General features: G+C 39.0%; 24 protein-coding genes, 1 pseudogene and 1 other annotated feature. Of the genes and pseudogenes, 21 read left to right on the top strand and 4 right to left on the bottom strand.

All coding sequences use genetic code 11. The annotated features are described in order from the left end of the window. Positions 1-339: 339 nt before the first annotated feature. Positions 340-1,344 (bottom strand): M protein trans-acting positive regulator PRD domain-containing protein, encoded by a 1,005-nt coding sequence (locus tag AB6M99_RS07130; protein WP_245962685.1) that lies wholly within the window; start codon positions 1,342-1,344, stop codon positions 340-342. 9 nt (positions 1,345-1,353) lie between these two features. Beyond that, positions 1,354-1,872 carry a helix-turn-helix domain-containing protein gene (locus AB6M99_RS07125; RefSeq protein ID WP_245962684.1) on the bottom strand — a complete coding sequence of 173 codons (519 nt, stop codon included), beginning with the start codon at positions 1,870-1,872 and terminating at the stop codon, positions 1,354-1,356. Between the two features lie 501 nt (positions 1,873-2,373). Between AB6M99_RS07125 and AB6M99_RS07120 the strand changes: the two are divergent. From AB6M99_RS07120 to AB6M99_RS07045, 16 genes and pseudogenes are all read left to right on the top strand, one after another. Next, positions 2,374-2,499, top strand: a pseudogene (locus AB6M99_RS07120) (class C sortase); the annotation flags it as partial. Between the two features lie 267 nt (positions 2,500-2,766). Next, complete coding sequence (locus tag AB6M99_RS07115) at positions 2,767-2,910, top strand: hypothetical protein (RefSeq protein ID WP_183121647.1); 144 nt, start codon at positions 2,767-2,769, stop codon at positions 2,908-2,910. 136 nt (positions 2,911-3,046) lie between these two features. After that, positions 3,047-3,847 (top strand): hypothetical protein, encoded by an 801-nt coding sequence (locus tag AB6M99_RS07110; protein ID WP_121834795.1) that lies wholly within the window; start codon positions 3,047-3,049, stop codon positions 3,845-3,847. 162 nt (positions 3,848-4,009) lie between these two features. Then, on the top strand, positions 4,010-4,699 hold the full coding sequence (locus AB6M99_RS07105; RefSeq protein WP_369350482.1) for a response regulator: 690 nt from the start codon (positions 4,010-4,012) through the stop codon (positions 4,697-4,699). Continuing rightward, positions 4,696-5,823: a sensor histidine kinase gene (locus AB6M99_RS07100; RefSeq protein ID WP_369350480.1), complete on the top strand. Its 1,128-nt coding sequence runs from the start codon at positions 4,696-4,698 to the stop codon at positions 5,821-5,823. The genes AB6M99_RS07105 and AB6M99_RS07100 overlap by 4 nt, the downstream gene beginning before the upstream one ends. A 150-nt stretch (positions 5,824-5,973) precedes the next feature. Beyond that, positions 5,974-6,531, top strand: coding sequence for a GNAT family N-acetyltransferase (locus AB6M99_RS07095; RefSeq protein ID WP_121834866.1), 558 nt, complete (start codon positions 5,974-5,976; stop codon positions 6,529-6,531). Between the two features lie 100 nt (positions 6,532-6,631). Next, on the top strand, positions 6,632-7,915 hold the full coding sequence (gene spxR / locus AB6M99_RS07090; RefSeq protein WP_121834792.1) for a CBS-HotDog domain-containing transcription factor SpxR: 1,284 nt from the start codon (positions 6,632-6,634) through the stop codon (positions 7,913-7,915). A 50-nt stretch (positions 7,916-7,965) separates the two neighbouring features. Further along, positions 7,966-8,826, top strand: a complete 861-nt coding sequence (locus tag AB6M99_RS07085; RefSeq protein WP_121834791.1) for a methionyl aminopeptidase — start codon at positions 7,966-7,968, stop codon at positions 8,824-8,826. 36 nt (positions 8,827-8,862) lie between these two features. Continuing rightward, on the top strand, positions 8,863-9,777 hold the full coding sequence (locus tag AB6M99_RS07080; RefSeq protein WP_121834790.1) for a YihY/virulence factor BrkB family protein: 915 nt from the start codon (positions 8,863-8,865) through the stop codon (positions 9,775-9,777). Between the two features lie 106 nt (positions 9,778-9,883). Beyond that, a complete protein-coding gene (locus AB6M99_RS07075) occupies positions 9,884-10,543 on the top strand; it encodes a CBS domain-containing protein (protein WP_121834789.1) in 660 nt (219 codons plus the stop codon). 84 nt (positions 10,544-10,627) lie between these two features. Next, positions 10,628-11,272, top strand: coding sequence for a dTMP kinase (gene tmk / locus AB6M99_RS07070; protein ID WP_121834788.1), 645 nt, complete (start codon positions 10,628-10,630; stop codon positions 11,270-11,272). After that, positions 11,269-12,132: a DNA polymerase III subunit delta' gene (locus tag AB6M99_RS07065; protein WP_121834787.1), complete on the top strand. Its 864-nt coding sequence runs from the start codon at positions 11,269-11,271 to the stop codon at positions 12,130-12,132. The genes tmk and AB6M99_RS07065 overlap by 4 nt, the downstream gene beginning before the upstream one ends. A 15-nt stretch (positions 12,133-12,147) precedes the next feature. Continuing rightward, positions 12,148-12,477, top strand: a complete 330-nt coding sequence (gene yabA / locus AB6M99_RS07060) for a DNA replication initiation control protein YabA (protein ID WP_121834786.1) — start codon at positions 12,148-12,150, stop codon at positions 12,475-12,477. Between the two features lie 104 nt (positions 12,478-12,581). Continuing rightward, entirely contained in the window at positions 12,582-13,448 is an 867-nt protein-coding gene (gene rsmI, locus AB6M99_RS07055) for a 16S rRNA (cytidine(1402)-2'-O)-methyltransferase (RefSeq protein WP_121834785.1), read from the top strand. A gap of 12 nt (positions 13,449-13,460) precedes the next feature. Continuing rightward, the gene (gene pepT, locus AB6M99_RS07050) at positions 13,461-14,690 is read left to right on the top strand and encodes a peptidase T (RefSeq protein ID WP_121834784.1); all 1,230 of its coding nucleotides are present in this window, start codon (positions 13,461-13,463) and stop codon (positions 14,688-14,690) included. Between the two features lie 83 nt (positions 14,691-14,773). Continuing rightward, a complete protein-coding gene (locus AB6M99_RS07045) occupies positions 14,774-15,265 on the top strand; it encodes an EbsA family protein (protein WP_369350479.1) in 492 nt (163 codons plus the stop codon). Here the strand turns inward: AB6M99_RS07045 and AB6M99_RS07040 are convergent. Beyond that, positions 15,252-15,449 carry a ferredoxin gene (locus tag AB6M99_RS07040; protein WP_121834782.1) on the bottom strand — a complete coding sequence of 66 codons (198 nt, stop codon included), beginning with the start codon at positions 15,447-15,449 and terminating at the stop codon, positions 15,252-15,254. The two genes, AB6M99_RS07045 and AB6M99_RS07040, sit on opposite strands and share 14 nt — an antisense overlap. A gap of 45 nt (positions 15,450-15,494) precedes the next feature. On the opposite strand from AB6M99_RS07040, the gene AB6M99_RS07035 reads away from it, so the two are divergent. From AB6M99_RS07035 to rplT, 5 genes are all read left to right on the top strand, one after another. After that, positions 15,495-15,998 carry an SAG1386/EF1546 family surface-associated protein gene (locus AB6M99_RS07035; RefSeq protein ID WP_369350478.1) on the top strand — a complete coding sequence of 168 codons (504 nt, stop codon included), beginning with the start codon at positions 15,495-15,497 and terminating at the stop codon, positions 15,996-15,998. 10 nt (positions 15,999-16,008) lie between these two features. Then, entirely contained in the window at positions 16,009-16,689 is a 681-nt protein-coding gene (cmk, locus tag AB6M99_RS07030; protein ID WP_121834780.1) for a (d)CMP kinase, read from the top strand. Positions 16,690-16,712: 23 nt separating this feature from the next. Further along, positions 16,713-16,837: a sequence feature (ribosomal protein L20 leader region), on the top strand. 13 nt (positions 16,838-16,850) lie between these two features. Continuing rightward, positions 16,851-17,381 carry a translation initiation factor IF-3 gene (gene infC, locus AB6M99_RS07025; RefSeq protein ID WP_027974443.1) on the top strand — a complete coding sequence of 177 codons (531 nt, stop codon included), beginning with the start codon at positions 16,851-16,853 and terminating at the stop codon, positions 17,379-17,381. 36 nt (positions 17,382-17,417) lie between these two features. Further along, the gene (gene rpmI, locus AB6M99_RS07020) at positions 17,418-17,618 is read left to right on the top strand and encodes a 50S ribosomal protein L35 (RefSeq protein WP_027974444.1); all 201 of its coding nucleotides are present in this window, start codon (positions 17,418-17,420) and stop codon (positions 17,616-17,618) included. A gap of 49 nt (positions 17,619-17,667) precedes the next feature. Continuing rightward, complete coding sequence (rplT, locus tag AB6M99_RS07015) at positions 17,668-18,027, top strand: 50S ribosomal protein L20 (protein ID WP_000124834.1); 360 nt, start codon at positions 17,668-17,670, stop codon at positions 18,025-18,027. Positions 18,028-18,559: 532 nt separating this feature from the next. Here the strand turns inward: rplT and AB6M99_RS07010 are convergent. After that, the gene (locus AB6M99_RS07010; protein ID WP_121834779.1) at positions 18,560-19,186 is read right to left on the bottom strand and encodes a Pr6Pr family membrane protein; all 627 of its coding nucleotides are present in this window, start codon (positions 19,184-19,186) and stop codon (positions 18,560-18,562) included. Positions 19,187-19,246 lie beyond the last annotated feature (60 nt).

Genomic DNA, 19,246 nt, shown 5'->3' with positions numbered 1-19,246 from the left:
AACAGTTACAGAAGTTTCAGTAAATGTTGCCATGGCGAAAATGAATCGATAAGATAGAGGAGAGACAACTTGTCACAAAAGGGCATCTAAAAAACAAAAATGCTGGGCACTGTGCCCAGCATTTTTACTATATCAATTTAGCCTGTTTCCAAAGAAATCGTAACTTCTTCACCCTCTTCTTAAAATAGCGAAAATAGTTCACTGTCTGAAAAGGTTCTTTGTAGGAGTTTGGGGATTCCCAGCTTCTTTTTATGTTCACAAACGGCTGGTAGTTATTCATAATACCTTTTGAACAGATATAACGCCTTACGAAACGAAGGTCATTTAAAATCAAAACTATTAAGTCAGATAATGTTTAGCCTTTTTTTCAATGCTCGCAAGTTTGTCAAAATAGGTTTGCAAGCGAATGGTAGAGACGGTATTTTGAATGAGTCGCTGTTGATTGATATGCAAATCAATAGCTATCGTGATGAAGTGACAGCCTGTACCGTGATAGCACTGCTCAAGATAAGGGAGAAATTTTTTAGTCGTAATGATGATTGTTTGATTGGTGATTTCTTCGGCATCTTTTAATGTATCTGCCAAAAGGTTGTATCTACTGATAATAGCCACATCTTCTGTAAAATTACGCTTTAAAACACCTTCGATCATGTCAAGATCTAGCTGACTTCCGAGAATGATGTGGATAGGAAGTGATGGTAACGACGATTGAATACAATTTCTCAGGTACAGATACAAGAAATAAAGGCGGTGCTGATCTAAAAATCCTTGAATACCTTCCTCACTCATCCATTCTTGGATGATGTTTTTGATAATGATGTACAGCGAATCTGAAGTATCAATGAGGTGGTGTTCATAGTGATTGATAAAAGGGATTAAGTTTTGCAAGCCGAATAAGAATGTTCGTGACAAGAAGGTCATCGAGGTGAGGAAGATATCTGATTCAACGATCTCAGTACCAAAGACTTTTTTGAATTTTGAGATAAGATGTTTTGAACGAGAATCTTGTAAAACAGCTTGAACTGCAACGAGTTTTCGTTCATCTGTCCATTTGTCTTTGGCAAATACTACATGGGTTGTGCAATATGCCAAGAAAATATAATCCATTTCCTTAGAGGTCAAAGGAGTAGCCAGATGTGGTTTTAACGATAACTGGCAATTTTCAACCAAAATAGGATAAATAAACATTTTTTTGAGACGTTTGATTTCCTTATGTGGAAAATCATTTAATGGAAATTCACGACGTTTCCAAGTCAGAGACACCAAAATAGCGAAAAAAAGATACCTTTCGGGAAGTAGTTCTAAAGAATCGTCTTTAGAATGAAGATTTGACTGGACAATCATTTGTTTGATCTAATCAATACTCCCATCTGATAGGTCATAGATAATGATACCAAAATGATATTGTAGCAGGGTGATTAAAAAACGAATACGGTGTTCCTGACCTACAATCTTATTTTTTGAGAGCTTAAGACCGATAGCTCGCAGTAACACTTCACATTTTTTGCGGATGCGATAAGCTGTTGCTGTGGAAATAAATTTTTGGTCAATGAAATCGTTGAAGTTACCATCGGTATTCAATAGAAAGAATCGGATAGTTTGCAAAATAGCAGACTGCTGGTAAATACGATGAAAGTAATAACTTGAATGATGGGTTGCAATTTTCTTGATGTAGATAACATCTTGCTCAATTTTCAAATCAAGTTCAGACTCAAATTCAACTTCAAATTCTTGAACGATACGATAGATTGTTTTAGTGGGTAAAGCGGATAGAGTGGCAATCTGTTCTAATTTGATATCATTGATATCAAATAAAATATTAAGGATGGTTACCTTATCTTGAATTGCTTTTTCTATGTACCTTTCTAACATTACCTTTAATTCCTTTTTAAATTTATTTTAAAGTATTCTGACATAAATAAAACAGTTTGTCAAATCAAGTAGTTGTGTTCTGAAATCAATAAAACCAAGTGATATCAAGTATTTGACCGCTTCGGAGGGTTCATTTAAGGAGAGGTAGTTGTTATCATTTGAAAGTTAAAACAAATGGTTTTTGTGATAAAAAACATGGTTAATATTGCTATTAGATAATAAGGTTCGTTGTTTTTTATCCTTTCGTAGATATTATAAAAATAAAAAAGATAAATAATTTTTACAACAAATACAACAAATACAACAAAATATACATTTCGATTAGAATTTTCTGAAATAAACAAAAATAAACTAATTGTTTAAAAATTAAAATCAATTAAGGATTTCTCGGTGTTTTTGGAATAAAGAGTTTTAATATGAGAATATAATAAGAGGGGTTGCTAAAATAGTCGTGGGAATGTTGGGTAATAACCTGCATTGATACCAATACATATAGTGAATGAGAAAGGTGAGGTATTCTATATTCATAATATTAAAGAGACACTGGTCTATCAGGTGGATCAGATTTTGGTGGTTGAACCTAATAATTTTTTACCTATTTTATATTTGTCAAAAATCAAAAATTACTTTTTTGCTTCTTTCTAAAACGGTGCGGACGCTCAAAAGGTTTGGGGAACCTTTTGAGGCGGGAAATGAAGCTGACAAAGTCAGCGTCAAAACCTCCTTTGGAGTTTCATTGCTACTTTTTGAGCTTAGGTCTCAAAAAGTCCGTTATAATCAAGTGTTTACTCTTGATTATAATACCACCATGGCGAAAGAAGCGCTGGAAAATTGATACCTTTATTGGTCCTTTAGTTTGCTCAATATGCTAATTTTGATTTTGGTTGAGTATTAGTGACTTCTGATAAAGATTATGCGACCTTACTAACCTGTATGTCTTACGGTGTGAATGTTTACAGTTTATTGGTGCGTGGCTATTGTGCGCCTTATCATAACCCTAAAAAAGATTGCCATGTATTTTCACTTTCTCACTTGTGACAAAGTTGTGACATTTCTGTGTGGTGTTTGTGGGGATTTGTGCTGATTTTCTAGCTATAATAAAGTCACAGTCAAGGATGACTGGTCAACTTCCTCTCAGCTGAGGTGATGATTAAATAGAAATGAGGACATTCTTATGAAACAAACAAAACGTACACTAACTTCTATCGTAACAGGTCTTGCTATGGCAGGTGCATTGGTGGTAACACCGCTTTTACAAGCACCGCAGGTATTGGCAAATGAGACACAAACGACTTGTCAAGGTGGCGATTGCCTCTCACTTGAAACGGTATCAGTTTTATCAGAATACAAGAGCTTGACAGAGGCGGAGAAAGAAACAGTCAAGGCAGCTTACGACAAGGCAGATGAGATTTCAGCTCAGTTGGCTAAATTGTACGATGATAAGGGTAATGTTACTGACGAGAAAAAAGCTGAAGTGCTTGAAAAAGAATTGGAAGCTCTCTTTAAACCTATCGAGAAATTAGAAGAAAAAATGGCAGCAGAAGATAAGGAAGGCCTTGCTTCTGAAAATGCAGTGGCGATGAAAACTCTATCAGATACTGAGAAAAAAGAATATCAGTCTATCTTAGCAACGATTGAGCAACTAGAGGAACAGCTGGACGCTCTCTATGGTGATAAGGAGGAAGCATATGATGAAGCTAAGGCAAATGGATTAGAAGAGCAATTGACAGCAGCTTACGAAAAACTAGGAAAACTGGATTTGAAAATCCAAGTAGCTGCTATTGATGAAAGCTCTGCTTTGTCTAAAGAAGAAAAAGCTAGTTTAACAAAGGCTTATCAAATGATTTATGACCTTGAAGCGCAGTTAGACACCTGTCCAAGCGAGGAAAAAGCTGCTCAACTTGAAAAGGAATTGGAAAAAGTGTCTGAGGGGATTCGAGGCATTGAGGATAAATATTACGACCAAATGAACTGATGGTTTTTAAAAGAAGTCTGAGAGATTGTTTTCTCAGGCTTCTTTCACGTGAGAGGTCTTGCTTAAACGGTAAAAATTCGGTAGAGTAAAGATAAATGATTGAGTGGGGCAGGTTAAAAAGTGTAGCCCACAATAGGAAAAACGTTAGAGAAGGTGAGGCAGATGGCGAAACGCATTTTTGCGGCAGATGATGACGCGAGCATACGGGAGATTTTGGCGACATTTTTAGTGGACGCAGGCTATGAGGTGACGGTTTTTGAGACTGGAGATGCGCTTTACGACGCCTTTCAGCACAATCCTTGCGACTTGGTCATTTTAGACATTATGATGCCGGGAAGGTCGGGGCTTGAATTGACCAAACTCATTCGTGAGCAGTCTACAGTGCCGATTATCTTGCTGACAGCGAAAGATACGGACATGGATTATGTTTTGGGCATTAACTCAGGTAGCGATGATTACATGATGAAGCCGTTTAGACCTTCGATTTTGATGAGTCGCATTAAGGCGATCTTTAGGCGGATTGAAATGCTGTCGCCGAAGGCAGAAAAAGAGGTGCTGACATTTGGGGATTTAACCTATTCTGATCATGAACATGCGATAGTGTGTTCTCATCAAGCTCTGTCACTCAGTCAGACTGAATTACAACTGCTAAAATTTATGATGGAAGGGGCTGGACGAGCCATTTCACGGGAGCAATTATTAGATGAGGTCTGGGGCATTGATGCGACGATTGAAACACGGACGACAGATGAAACGGTTCGCCGAGTTCGTAAAAAACTCAGTCAAGCACAATCAAATGTCGCTATTTCAACCGTTTGGGGATATGGCTATAAATTGGAGGTGTTGGCATGACGAAAAAACGTGTCGGAATCTGGTTTATCTTAGCCAGTCTTGTGACCAGTGGGTTGATTCTGATTGGTTTTTATGTCGGCATGATGACCTATATTCATCAGGAAGCGCAGGTTGCCATTCAAGATAGTATTTTAGAATATTCAGAAGAATATAATGTCATTATTTCTGAACGTTTGTATGGATTAGACGTTCCCTTAACCAAAGATTATCAGCTTAAAGACAATATGGATGAGGATTCCCAAGAGACGTTAGAGTCTTTGGCGATATGGGCGAAGCAACATGTGAAAAATCACGAAATTCAGTTTGTGCACTTATCTGGAAATGATTACTATATTAGTGTGGCAGATGTGGGACAGGAAAAGGTGATGATTGTGGTGGAAGTTACACCAGAAATTCGTCTGGTGCACTATATTACTGTGTTGTTGCTGTTTATTCTTGTTCTGGGGTTGCTGGGTTCTGGAAATTTAGGAATGCGTCTAGGGGCTAAGATTGAACGCGAGCGTCATCAGCAAAAGGAATTTTTTGAAAATGCTTCTCATGAACTGAAAACGCCATTGATGGTCATTCAAGGTTATGCAGACGGTTTAAGCAACGACTTGTTGTCGTCGCAAGAAGCTAGTCAGAATATCCTACAAGAGACAGAAAAAATGCGTCACCTAGTGGATGAAATTTTGCACCTGTCGCGCTTGGAGAGTGGTGCGCTGGCAATCGAAAAAGTTCCTGTTTCGCTGAGTGACGTTCTGGAAAATTGTCTTTATCCCATCACCTTCCAAGCTCGTCAGCAAAATCTAGAAGTGCAAGAGGAACTGGCAAATGTGGAAGTATTAGCAGATCCCGCACAGCTAGAACGTGCTCTGACAAATATTTTGAGTAATAGCCTGCGCTATGCCCAGACCTATATCAGAGTGACAGTCACAACAAAAAGCCTGACCATTGCCAATGACGGACTGCAATTAAGCGAGGAAGATTTAGCACACCTCTTTGACCGTTTTTATACTGGCAAACACGGAAAAACAGGAATTGGAATGGCACTCACCAAAACCATCATTCAGCAACATGGTTGGAAAATATCGGCTCGTAATACCGTAGATGGTGTTGCCTTTGTTATTGCTTTTAGTAAATAGCTAGCTTGTCTTAATTCTTTAAAAACGTTAAAAAATGAGAGCATATCCTCAAGTTTTAACGTTTTTTCCTTGTCTTTTTCATCTGTTATATAAAAGAAAGGCCATAGTTATGTTATAATATAGGTGATTATTCTCAAGAAAGGCGCTGTTTTGGATATTTTAACTGCTTTGGCGACGTATTCTGTTATAGAGACAGAGCATCTGTACCTGAGACCATTTTCGTTTGCGGATGCGGAGAGTTTCTATGCGATTGCAAGTTGTCCAGATAACTTGGATTTTATCTTTCCCTTGAAAGCGACCAAGCAAGAAAGTGATTATTTGTTGGTGCATGGCTTTTTGAAAAGTCCTTTAGGCATTTGGGCGCTTGAGGAAAAACAGTCAGGAGAGCTTATCGGAGCCATCAAGTTTGATCAGTTGGACCTTTCTGAAAAATGGGCAGAGCTAGGTTACTTTGTTAAAAAAGAGTTTCAAGGTCAGGGCTTTGCCACGGAAGCGTTAAAAACCATTGCTTTTTTGAGTTTTCAAGAATTTGGGTTAAAGAAGCTCCGCCTTGTTACACATGAGGAAAATAAGGCAAGTCAGCGTGTTGCAGAAAAATCTGGTTTTAAAGTGAACCGTCATTATAAAGGAAGTGACCGTTACACACATAAAATGCGCAGATATCGAGATTATGAGCTGACCAAAGAGAATATTAAAATGACAAGATAACTAATGAATCAGAGATTGATGAAAGGAAATGCCCTGCTTTTTTGAGCGGATATCCGATGAGAGATTGGCTAGTTCGTAAAGCAGGATAGGTATCTTTTTTATGAGTAAACACCAAGAAATTTTAGATTATCTCGAAAATTTGGCGGTTGGCAAAAGGGTCAGCGTTCGTTCGATTTCCAACCACCTCAAGGTGAGCGACGGGACGGCTTACCGTGCGATTAAAGAGGCAGAAAATCGTGGAATTGTAGAGACAAGACCACGGTCGGGAACGGTTCGTGTGGATAAAAAAATGCGCGTGCGTTTAGATCGCTTGACCTATGCTGAAATTGCTCGCATCTCAGATTCTGATGTTGTTGCAGGTGCTGGGGGGCTCGGGCGTGAATTTAGCAAATTCTCTATTGGTGCCATGACCCGTGAGAACATCCTGCGCTATCTTGTTAATTCGGGACTTCTCATTGTCGGTGACCGTGAGGACATCCAGCTTTTGGCCTTGGAACACCAAAATGCTGTCCTTGTTACAGGTGGTTTTTCGGTTTCTGCTAAGGTTAAGGAAATGGCAGAGCAGACAGGAATTCCTGTCATGGTAACAGGTTATGATACGTTCAGCGTGGCGACTATGATTAACCAAGCGCTGTCTAATGCCCGTATCAAAACGGACGTCAAAACGGTTGATGAAATATACCAATTCAAGTCAGAATATGGTTACTTACAAGCAACAGACACCGTGAAAGATTTTCATCATTTGACCAAGAAAACCAACCATGTTCGTTTTCCAGTAACCAATGCGGATGAAAAAGTCGTTGGTGTGGTTAGCATGCGTGACGTTGCCCAAGTCGATCCAGATGAAAAAATAGAGACAGTGATGACCAGTATTCCCTTTACCACAAAGCCGAGTGTCAGTCTTGCTAATATTAGCCAAAAAATGATTTTTGAAGATTATAATATGGTGCCTGTTGTGGCTGATGATTTGACACTTTTAGGTGTGATTACTCGTCGTCAAATTTTGGAAGGCATGCAAAATCTTCGTCACCCGAATCTTCACACCTACAGCGAACAAATGTTGGCTCATCTGCATCATGAAAAAGATGATTTTTCATTCGTTGTTGAGCCAGTGATGTTAGACCACTTAGGGCAGTTAGCTCAGGGAGTCTTAGCTGAATACTTTAAAGAAGTAGCGCATCGCATTTTAACCAAAAAAAGTAAAAAGAATGTCATTATTGATCAAATGATGATATACTTTTTAGAGGCAGTTCAAATTGATGATCACCTGACCATTGTTCCAAAAGTGGTGATGGAAAGTCGCCGTAGCAGTATTTTGGATATTGATATCTACTTGGAAAATCAAATGGTTGCCAAGGCTATGGTAACGACTAAAACAACCTAGAATTATCAATTGAACGATATCAAACGAAACTAAAACTAAAGGAGAAAAATTTGATTACTTTAAAATCACAACGTGAAATTGAAGCTATGGATAGGGCAGGAGACTTTCTTGCTTCTATCCACATCGGTCTTCGTGACCTTTTAAAACCAGGCGTAGACATGTGGGAAGTTGAAGAGTATGTTCGTCGCCGTTGTAAGGAGGAAAATGTCTTACCTCTTCAAATCGGTGTAGACGGTCATGTGATGGATTACCCATATGCGACATGCTGCGGGCTTAATGATGAGGTTGCGCATGCTTTTCCCCGTCATTACATTTTAAAAGATGGCGATCTTCTTAAGGTAGATATGGTCTTGTCAGAGCCTTTGGACAAAGCGGTGCTAGATGTGTCAAAACTTAATTTTGACGATGTGGCTGAGATGAAAAAGTACACTGAGGATTATAAAGGTGGTTTGGCAGACTCTTGTTGGGCGTATGCTATTGGAAATGTGTCTGATGAAGTAAAAAATCTTATGGCAGTTACTAAAGAAGCCATGTATCTTGGTATCGAAAAAGCTGTCGTAGGTAACCGCATTGGGGATATCGGAGCAGCTATCCAAGAATATGCTGAAAGCCGTGGCTATGGCGTCGTGAGAGATTTGGTTGGGCATGGTGTTGGACCAACTATGCATGAAGAACCAATGGTACCTAATTATGGAACCGCAGGTCGAGGGCTTCGCTTGAAAGAGGGGATGGTCTTAACCGTTGAACCAATGATTAACACCGGAACTTGGGAAATTGACACTGATATGAAGACAGGGTGGGCACATAAAACGCTTGATGGTGGCCTATCTTGCCAATATGAACATCAATTTGTTATCACTAAAGATGGACCTGTCATCTTGACCAGCCAAGGTGAAGAGAGAACATATTAGTGCATTCATTGAAAAAAATAAAGGAGTAAAGTCAAGATGAAAAAACTATGGCGTCGTTTGCAAAATAGTCAGTTCTTGGCTTTTTTTCTTGAACATTATAAGGCCTCAGAGATGGATTTATCGAGTATTGCAGTGGCTTATTACCTCTTGCTAACGATGTTTCCTTTCTTGATTTTGTTGGCAAATATTTTCCCTTATCTCCAGATAGATACCAGCGAACTCTTGCTTTTTTTAGAAGATACCTTACCTCATCAACTTTATCTGAGTACGGCTAGTATTGTTCGCAATATTTTCAATACCTCGTCAAGCGGTCTTTTGTGGGTTTCCATTGTGACTGGATTGTGGACGACTTCCAAAAGTATGACCTTTTTACAGAAGGCTATCAATAAGGCTTACGACGTTCAAGAGCATCGCGATTTTGTCTTATCTCATGCAATCGGTGTTTTGTCTGGCGTGATCTTAGTCCTTTTTCTGATTTTGGCGATTGTGATTTCTACTTTTGGAAAAGCGGTGCTGGACATTATTTATCAGCATTTGAACATGGACCAATCACTCTATCATAATCTGTCTCATCTGACCCAGCCTTTAACCTTTATCGTCTTTTTAGTTGCCGTTGGCTTGCTGTACTTTATCCTGCCGAATGTGAAAGTTAAACGGTTGCGAAATGTATTGCCAGGAACCCTATTTACAAGTATTGTCCTTTTGCTGACGACCAGTCTTTTTGGTGCCTATTTTAATTTGGCGGCAGCTAGGCTAGAAGATTTACGCTTCTTTGGTTCGGTGGCTATTTTTGTGGTCATGTTCTGGTTTATTTTCTTTGCTAAAATTCTCATTATCGGTGCTGTGTTGAATTCATCTTTCCAACGCAGACGTGAAGGAGACATTGAAACGAGACGTGGAGATGTATTACAAATTATTCAAGACAGACGAGAAAAACGCGAGCAGAAATAAGATTTTCTGATGATTTAACTCATTTTTTCAATCTAATTTCATATTTTTTATGTAAACCTTTCCAAAAAAATGGTATAATAAACTCAAAAAAGTTGGAGGAATCCCTATGGCAGTAAAAGATTTTATGACTAGAAAAGTCGTCTATGTTTCTCCAGAAACGACAGTAGCCCATGCCGCAGATTTAATGCGAGAGCAAGGATTACGCAGACTTCCAGTTATTGAAAAGGATCGTTTGGTTGGTCTAGTAACCGAAGGAACTATGGCAGAAGCGCAGCCTTCTAAGGCAACAAGTCTATCTATTTATGAGATGAATTATTTGCTCAATAAGACGAAAATCCGCGATGTTATGATTAAAGATGTTGTGACAGTGGATCCTTATGCCAGTCTTGAAGATGCTATCTTTCTCATGATGACGCATAATGTTGGGGTTCTTCCAGTAGCAGAAAATGGTTATGTTTCTGGTATTATTACTGATAAGGATATCTTCCGTACCTTCCTCCGTGTTTCAGGCTATGGAGAAGAAGGGATTCGCGTCCGTGTGTTAACTGAGGATAGCGTCGGTGTTCTTGGAAAAATTATCAAGACTATTTCAGATGAAAATCTCAATATCCGCCGTACCGTCATTGCAGACGAGCGTCATGGTAAAGTGATTGTGGAAGTCCAAATTGATGGCACTTTTGACCTTGATCTCCTCAGAGAAAAATTAGAGGCTCAAGGAATGACGATTGATAGTCTTGTGAAAACACAGGCTAAAGCAGGATTTTAGTTTGTTAGCACTAGTTGGATTTACTAGTGCTTTTTACATGATTTTTTGGTAAAATAAGAGAAATGAGAAACAGAAAGTGATCGTATGAAAACAGGTCTTTTTATATCTTTTGAAGGTCCAGATGGTGCTGGAAAAACTAGCGTTTTAGAAGCCTTGGTCCCACGTTTGCAAGAAAAAATAGGCGATACCATCGTCACGACTAGAGAGCCAGGTGGCATTGTCATTTCGGAAAAAATCCGAGACATTATCCTTGATGTTAGCCACACCAATATGGATGATAAAACGGAACTTCTGCTATATATTGCAGCTCGCCGCCAACATTTAGCCGAAAAAGTTTTGCCTGCTTTAACCGCGGGCAAACTGGTTTTAGTAGATCGCTTTATTGACAGTTCAGTAGCTTATCAAGGATACGGTCGTGGGCTTGATATTCCAGCCATTACTTGGCTAAATCACTATGCCACTGATGGTCACCAGCCAGATTTGACCCTTTATTTTGACGTGCCATCAGAGATTGGTCTTGAGCGAATTTCACAAAATGCTGAGCGGGAGGTTAATCGTCTTGATTTGGAAGCTCTTAGCATGCACCAAAAAGTTCGCTCGGGATATTTGAAAATGGCGGAGCAGGAAAGTGAACGCATCGTGACAATTGATGCCAGTCAACCGCTTGAAAAAGTCATCGAAGATGCCTACCAAATCATCTTGGAAGCTTTAGAAAAGGCAGAAAAATGAACATAGCTCAGTATCAGCCAAAACATTATCAAACTTTTTCTCAGATATTACAGGCTAACCGTATGAGCCATGCTTATCTATTTTCTGGTGGTTTTGGTTCATTTGAAATGGCTCTTTGGCTGGCCAAAAGTCGTTTTTGTGAGCAATTATCAGATGGTATCCCCTGTGAAAATTGCAGGTCTTGTCGCCTAATTGAGGAACAAGAATTTTCGGATGTCAAAATCATTGAACCGCAGGGGCAAGTCATTAAGACGGATACGGTTAGAGAGTTGACACGTGATTTTTCACGCTCTGGATTTGAAGGTGAAAGCCAAGTTTTTATTATCAAGGATGCGGACAAAATGCACAGCAATGCCGCTAACAGTCTTTTAAAATTTATCGAAGAACCTCAAAGTCAGTCTTATATGATTTTATTGACCAGTGATGATAGCAAAGTACTGCCAACCATCAAAAGCCGGTGTCAACTCTTTCATTTTCCAAAGAATCAAGAGTATTTGGAAGAGTTATTGCTGCAAAAAGGTCTTTTAAAAAGTCAGTCACGCCTCTTAGCGCAAGTGGCTACCAGTGAAGAAGAAGCGCTAGCTTTGTCCCAAAATAGTAAAATACTGGAGCTAGAACAAGTGCTAGATAAATTTGCTAAGTTGTTGGAGCAAGAGACTAATAAGGCCTACTTAGAAGTAGCAAGACTAGCTCAAATAGCAACAGAAAAAGATCTCCAAGACTTTGCTTTTAGGCTGTTAACGGTCATCTTGTCACGGCAGAAAAATCCTAAACTGCTAACGCGTTGCCATCATGCAAGACAAATGTGGCAAGCAAATGTCAGCTTTCAAAATGCCCTTGATTATTTTGTGATTGCTTAGAAAGAAGGAAAGTGAATGAATAAAAAAGAACTATTGGAACAGATGGAATCCTTCTCTCAACAGTTTATGGTGACGCTAGCTGAGTTGGACGCCATGAGAAAAAAAGTCCAAGAAGTTTTTGAAGAAAATGCCCGTTTACGTATGGAAAACACAGCTTTACGTGAACATCTCAGCCAATTGGTCGTTGAAGAACAACATTCCTTGAAAAGCTCTACTAGAGGTAAGGAGTATGTGGAATCCATTTACGAAGAAGGATTTCATGTCTGCAATGACTTTTACGGGCAACACCGTGAAAATAAGGAAGACTGTGCCTTTTGCATGGAGCTTCTCTACAGTCGAAAATAATGCGAAAGCGAAAATCAGAGCTAACAAGATTATCGTCTTGATTTGTCTCATATTGACGATTTTAGAACTGATGGCTGTCTGTATCTTAAGAAAAGGAGAATATCATGCAAGTTCAAAAATCCTTTAAGGGGAAATCACCTTATGGAACCCTTTATTTGGTTCCAACCCCTATTGGAAATCTACAAGACATGACCTTTCGTGCGGTAGAAGTCTTAAAGAGTGTGGATGTTATTTGCGCAGAGGACACGAGAAATACGGGACTGTTACTCAAGCATTTTGAAATTGAGACAAGACAAATCTCCTTTCACGAACACAATGCTTTTGAAAAAATACCAGACTTGATTGCTCTATTAAAAGACGGTAAAAGCCTGGCTCAGGTATCTGATGCGGGAATGCCATCCATCTCTGACCCAGGACATGATTTGGTTAAAGCAGCCATTTTAGAAGACATTTCTGTCGTTGCTTTGCCAGGGGCTTCTGCTGGAATTACAGCTTTAATTGCTTCAGGTTTAGCGCCACAGCCACATATTTTTTATGGTTTTTTACCGAGAAAAGCAGGGCAGCAAAAAGCTTTTTTCCAAGAAAAAAAAGCCTACCCAGAGACCCAAATTTTTTATGAAAGTCCATATCGCGTATCTGATACGCTGGAAAATATGTTGGAAATCTATGGCGACCGTGAGATCGTTGTGGTCCGTGAACTGACCAAACTTTATGAAGAATACCAACGTGGAAAGATTTCGGAAGTCTTAACTTATCTATCAGAACATCCTCTGAAAGGTGAGTGCTTGATTTTAGTTGGAGGAGCTTCAGAAGAAGTTATGACAGAGGATAAGATAGAAAATTTAGATATAGCTGATTTGGTTGCGCAGCTTATTTCTCAAGGGAAAAAGCCAAATCAAGCCATAAAAGAAGTCGCTAAAACTTACAACCTCAACCGTCAAGAGGTTTATAATGCTTATCATAAGATTTAGAAGGGAAATACCATGTACGAAAATTTACTAGACCGCTTTTTGACTTACGTTAAAATTAACACACGTTCAGATGAAAACAGCACCACAACGCCATCGACACCAAGCCAAACAGAATTTGCACTCAATATCTTGAAACCAGAAATGGAGCGCATTGGCCTTGTTGATGTGCATTATTTGGAGCACAATGGCTATATCGTTGGTACTTTACCAACTAATGGTGAGGGGTTCAAGCACACCATTGGTTATATTTCTCATATTGATACCGCTGATTTTAACGCTGAAAATATTGCGCCACAAGTCATTGAAAACTATGACGGTGGTGATATTGCACTTGGTTCATCAGGTTATAGCCTATCTCCAAAGGATTTTCCAAGCCTTAATAATTACAAAGGGCAAACCCTGATTACAACAGATGGGACAACACTGCTTGGTGCTGATGATAAATCAGGTATTGCTGAAATTATGACTGCTGTTGAATACCTTGCAAGCCACCCTGAAATTGAACACGGTGAAATCCGTGTTGGGTTTGGTCCAGATGAAGAAATTGGTGTTGGTGCTAACAAGTTTGACGTTGAAGACTTTAACGTTGATTTTGCTTATACCATTGATGGCGGTCCACTTGGTGAGCTTCAATATGAAACCTTTAGCGCAGCCGCAGCGGAACTCCGCTTTATCGGACGAAATGTTCACCCAGGAACAGCTAAAGATAGCATGATTAATGCTCTGCAATTGGCAATAGATTTCCATAATCAACTACCTGCTGGGGAACGCCCTGAGCATACAGAAGGTTATGAAGGCTTCTATCACTTGCATGGCTTAGGAGGGACTGTTGACGAGGCGACAAGCTCTTATATTATCCGAGACTTTGAAGATGAGGCTTTTGAAAATCGCAAAGCTGAAATGGAGAAAATTGCTGCTAAGATGAATGCAGAGCTCGGAGAAGAACGTGTCATTTTGACCCTTCACGACCAATACTATAACATGAAAAAAGTCATTGAAAAAGACATGACACCAATTAACATTGCCAAGTCTGTGATGGAAAATCTTGATATTAAGCCAATCATTGAGCCTATTCGTGGCGGTACAGATGGGTCTAAAATCTCCTTTATGGGAATTCCAACACCAAACATCTTTGCAGGTGGTGAAAACATGCATGGTCGTTTTGAATATGTCAGTCTACAAACCATGGAAAAAGCAGTTGATGTTATCATTGGTATTTCGACGTTTAAAGAGAAAAAATAGAATCCAGTCGACATTTGTGATACAATAAAACCACGATTTAAGAAAGATTATTATGTCGATTGTTTATGGAAAGGGGAAGTGGCATGATTAAACTTTTTGGTAAAATCAGATATCATTGGCAGCCAGAATTGTCATGGTCGTTGATCTATTGGTCGCTGACCTTTTTACCTATTTTTATTGGTATATCCATGCTCTATGAAAAAACAGACGTTCCAATGGCATTTTTTGTTATGATAGGTGTGTTTGGAACGCTCTTTAGCCTTGGATTTCATCGCTACTTTATTATCGGAGATGATGGTCGCTTAGAGATTGTTGATAGCAAATTTTGGAAACAAACTTATGTGCTCATTTCTGATATTGAGAAAATAGAAGTGACCAAAACCACTTTAAGTTTAGTTTTAAAAAATGGTCAAAGTCAGTTATATTATATGAGAAAATGGCCTAAGAAATACTTCTTAGATGCTCTTGCAATTCATCCGGATTTTGTGGGAGAAGTTGAGCTTTTGGATAATTTTATTAAGTTAGACTATTTTGAACACTATCAAGATGATAAGAAGGCTTCTACTCGTTTATAAGAGCCTTGGTTGGACAGGATTTGACGGCAAGAAGAGTGTCATTATCTGAGTCATCAAATTGTTGAGTGAGCAAATCGCTATCAGTGAATTTGACAATTCCGTCATCGTGATAATCAAAAGCTGCTGAATAGGTTTGGCATAGGCCGCAAGCAATACATTTTTCTGGAATTATAGATACTTTCATGGTATCATTGTAATACGAATTTTTAGATTTAACAAGGGAGAAATCATGAGTAAAGAACCATGGGAAGAGCAAGTATTTCCTGAGGAAGAAGCAGGAAACTCGCGACAAAAACATAAAGAGGTAGGGATTCAGACACCAATTTTAACCATTTTGCTCAGTATCTTTTTTGTCATTTTTGTTGGCATCTTGTTATTTATGTTCTATACGTCAAATGGAAATACAGACAGAGAAGAAGCTACAACAGGTTTTTATGGAGCTTCTACGAGTCAAGCGGATGCTAAAAAATCAGAGACTAAAACAAATGAAGCAGAAACGTCTTTGAACTCAGAAGAAATGACTGAGACAACAAGTGAAACAAGTGTTAGTCAGACAGAAGCAGTTGTGCGTAATGGTGGTACAACGGTTGTTGAAGCTGGTGAAGGAGCAGGTGCCACTGCTGCACGTGCGGGAATTTCTTTAGATAAACTCTACGCTTTAAATCCTGAGAAAATGACAGGACCTGGTGGAACGTGGTGGGCAAATCCTGGCGATGTGGTTTACATCGATTAGAAAGTAAGTTATGAAAGATATTAGAATTGCTATTGATGGACCAGCTTCAAGCGGGAAATCAACAGTAGCTAAAATTATTGCAAAAGACCTTGGTTATACCTATCTTGATACGGGAGCTATGTATCGCTGTGCGACCTATCTAGCTTTGAAAAATAAGTTGACAGAAGAAAATGTCTCTTTGATTTTAGAAGAGCTCGCTAAGCATCCCATTTCTTTTAGCAGAGACACTTCTGGTAATCAGTTAGTTTACTTAGGCGATACGGATGTGACTCTGGCGATTCGTCAAAATGATATCACCAATAATGTTTCTTGGGTCTCAGCCTTGCCTGAAATCCGTGAAGAACTGGTTGCTCAACAACGTCGTATTGCTGAAGGTGGAGCTATTATCATGGATGGTCGTGATATTGGAACGGTTGTTTTGCCTGACGCAGAACTTAAGATTTTCTTAGTTGCTTCTGTTGATGAAAGAGCAGAGCGTCGCTTTAAGGAAAATAAGGAAAAAGGAATTCCTACAGACCTTGAAACCTTGAAAGAAGAAATCGCTGCGCGTGATTACAAAGACAGTCACCGAAAAGTCTCTCCTCTAAAAGCAGCAGAGGATGCGATTACTTTCGATACAACAGGTATCTCTATTGAGGGTGTTGTAACATTTATTGAAGAAAAAGCAAATAAAATTATTGACAAGGGTTAGGCTCTCTGTTATAATAATAACAATGAGAAAAGCAGAAGTGAGAACTTCTCGCCTTGCGACTTAGGTTGTCTGGCCCAACATGTCAAATTCTACAAAGTAGAACTATGCGTGCGGGCTTGGAATATCAAGTCCGCTTTGTTTTTCTCTAAAAAAATGAAGAGGTGAAGATCATAGCTAAAAAAGATCTATTCATCAACGACGAAATTCGTGTTCGCGAAGTTCGTTTGGTTGGTCTTGAAGGTGAACAATTAGGTATCAAACCATTGTCAGAAGCGCAAGCTATTGCCGATCAGGCAAATGTTGACTTGGTTCTTATCCAGCCGCAAGCGACGCCACCTGTTGCCAAAATTATGGACTATGGGAAGTTCAAGTTTGAGTATCAGAAGAAACAAAAAGAGCAACGTAAAAAACAAAGCGTTGTAACGGTTAAAGAAGTTCGTCTTAGCCCAGTTATTGATAAGGGTGACTTTGAGACAAAACTTCGTAATGGACGTAAGTTCCTTGAAAAAGGAAACAAAGTCAAAGTTTCTATCCGATTCAAAGGACGTATGATTACCCATAAAGAAATTGGGGCAAAAGTATTGGCTGACTTTGCTGAAGCAACGCAAGATATTGCCATTATCGAGCAACGCGCTAAAATGGATGGACGCCAAATGTTCATGCAGCTTGCACCAATCCCTGACAAGAAGTAGCTTGTCATTGTAAATTATTTTAAGGAGAATTTTAAAATGCCAAAACAAAAAACACACCGTGCATCAGCTAAACGCTTCAAACGTACAGGTTCTGGTGGACTTAAACGTTTCCGTGCTTTCACGTCACACCGTTTCCACGGTAAAACTAAAAAGCAACGTCGTCACTTGCGTAAAGCAGGCATGGTACATGCTGGTGACTTCAAACGTATCAAAGCAATGCTTACTCAAATGCGTTAATCGCTAAAAGCATTCAACTACTTACTGAATTATTTGGAGGAAAATATAAATGGCACGTGTTAAAGGTGGCGTTGTATCACGCAAACGTCGTAAACGTATTCTTAAATTAGCTAAAGGTTACTATGGAGCAAAACACATCTTGTTCCGTACTGCAAAAGAGCAAGTAATGAACTCTTACTACTATGCATACCGTGACCGTCGTCAGAAAAAACGTGATTTCCGCAAATTGTGGATCACTCGTATCAACGCGGCTGCTCGTATGAATGGTTTGTCATACTCACAATTGATGCATGGTTTGAAACTTGCTGAAATCGAAGTAAACCGTAAAATGCTTGCTGACCTTGCTGTTAACGATGCAGCAGCTTTCACAGCTCTTGCAGATGCAGCTAAAGCAAAATTAGGTAAATAATTTACCATTTGAACGATCTCGATTGAGGTCGTTTTTATATTTTGATTTTTGTTAAGTATTAAAAAGTGCGAACGCTCAAAAGTTTTGGGAAATGAAGAGACTGGACAGAAACTCATACTCATTCAAAATCAAAATTAGATTTTTATAGCCTCTATTTTGATGGGTTAGTGAAAGTAAGGGGGTAAACCGTTTCTTTCACCACAGTGGACAGTTCTCATAATATCTACTTTGTCATCTTGGACACTGTAGCTGTATAAGTAGAAAGCGATAATTCTCAACTCTCCTAGTAGCTAAAGCTATAAATCCACAGTTTTGTTGGAGTGCCAGCCGCATGAGAAGACTTTAGAGAAAAGAAAATATTTTTCTCTCCATCTAATTTTGATTTTTATAGAGTATCAAAGTTTAGACCCGTTGTTAAAATTTGAACAAAATAATATGGCTTAGAATCAACGTTTTTTGACGACGTTAATCTAAGCCATTTACTATTTTTAAGACTTTTTGCCAAGTCTCTTCAGTTGATGATTCATTGTGTTTAACTATGCTTGGTGCCGATAGCTTTTTTGACTAAAAGAAGGAGATAGCCTCCAACGACATAGGCTGAAGCAATCATAAGTGAATTAATGAGAACTTTTTGGAAACCAAATTTATTAACATTGATAAAGAAATAAGCATAAGGGCTATCTTTGGCGCCAGGGATAGGGAGCTGCAAAATCATGCCATTAAAGATGGCAAAGGCAAAGTATCCCAAAGGGAAAAATGTCCAAGTAAGTGGGTCAAACCAGCGATAGCTGTTTTTCTTATCAAGGATGAGAGTATCAAGAATGAGTCCAATTGGGGCAATGTAATGAACAAGGAAGTTACGAATATTCCAATACGCATCTGGCTCTGCCAGTGGCGCAAGCATGAAGTGGTAAACCACAGCAGTGATTGCGATTGCCATGGTAACAGCCCCTTTCAGGCGAAGTAACGTACTATTGTGACTAATTGGACCACATTTAGCTTCCCAACCAATGATAAAGAAAAGAAAGCTGAATACCAAAATATTAGAGATTACAGTATAGTATAAGAGCATTCCCCAACCATCTTGATAAATTTGCATACTTACTCCGATAAGACCGCAGATAGCAATCATAAGGCGATAAAGTTGTGTTTTTGACATAAAAATCCTTTCTTTGAAAATCAAACTAGTTTATATTATATCACTTTTATCCTTGACTGA

Origin of the sequence: Streptococcus hillyeri (assembly GCF_041081565.1) — a bacterium.
Classification (GTDB): domain Bacteria; phylum Bacillota; class Bacilli; order Lactobacillales; family Streptococcaceae; genus Streptococcus; species Streptococcus hillyeri.
This window is presented reverse-complemented; position numbering and strand designations above follow the sequence as displayed.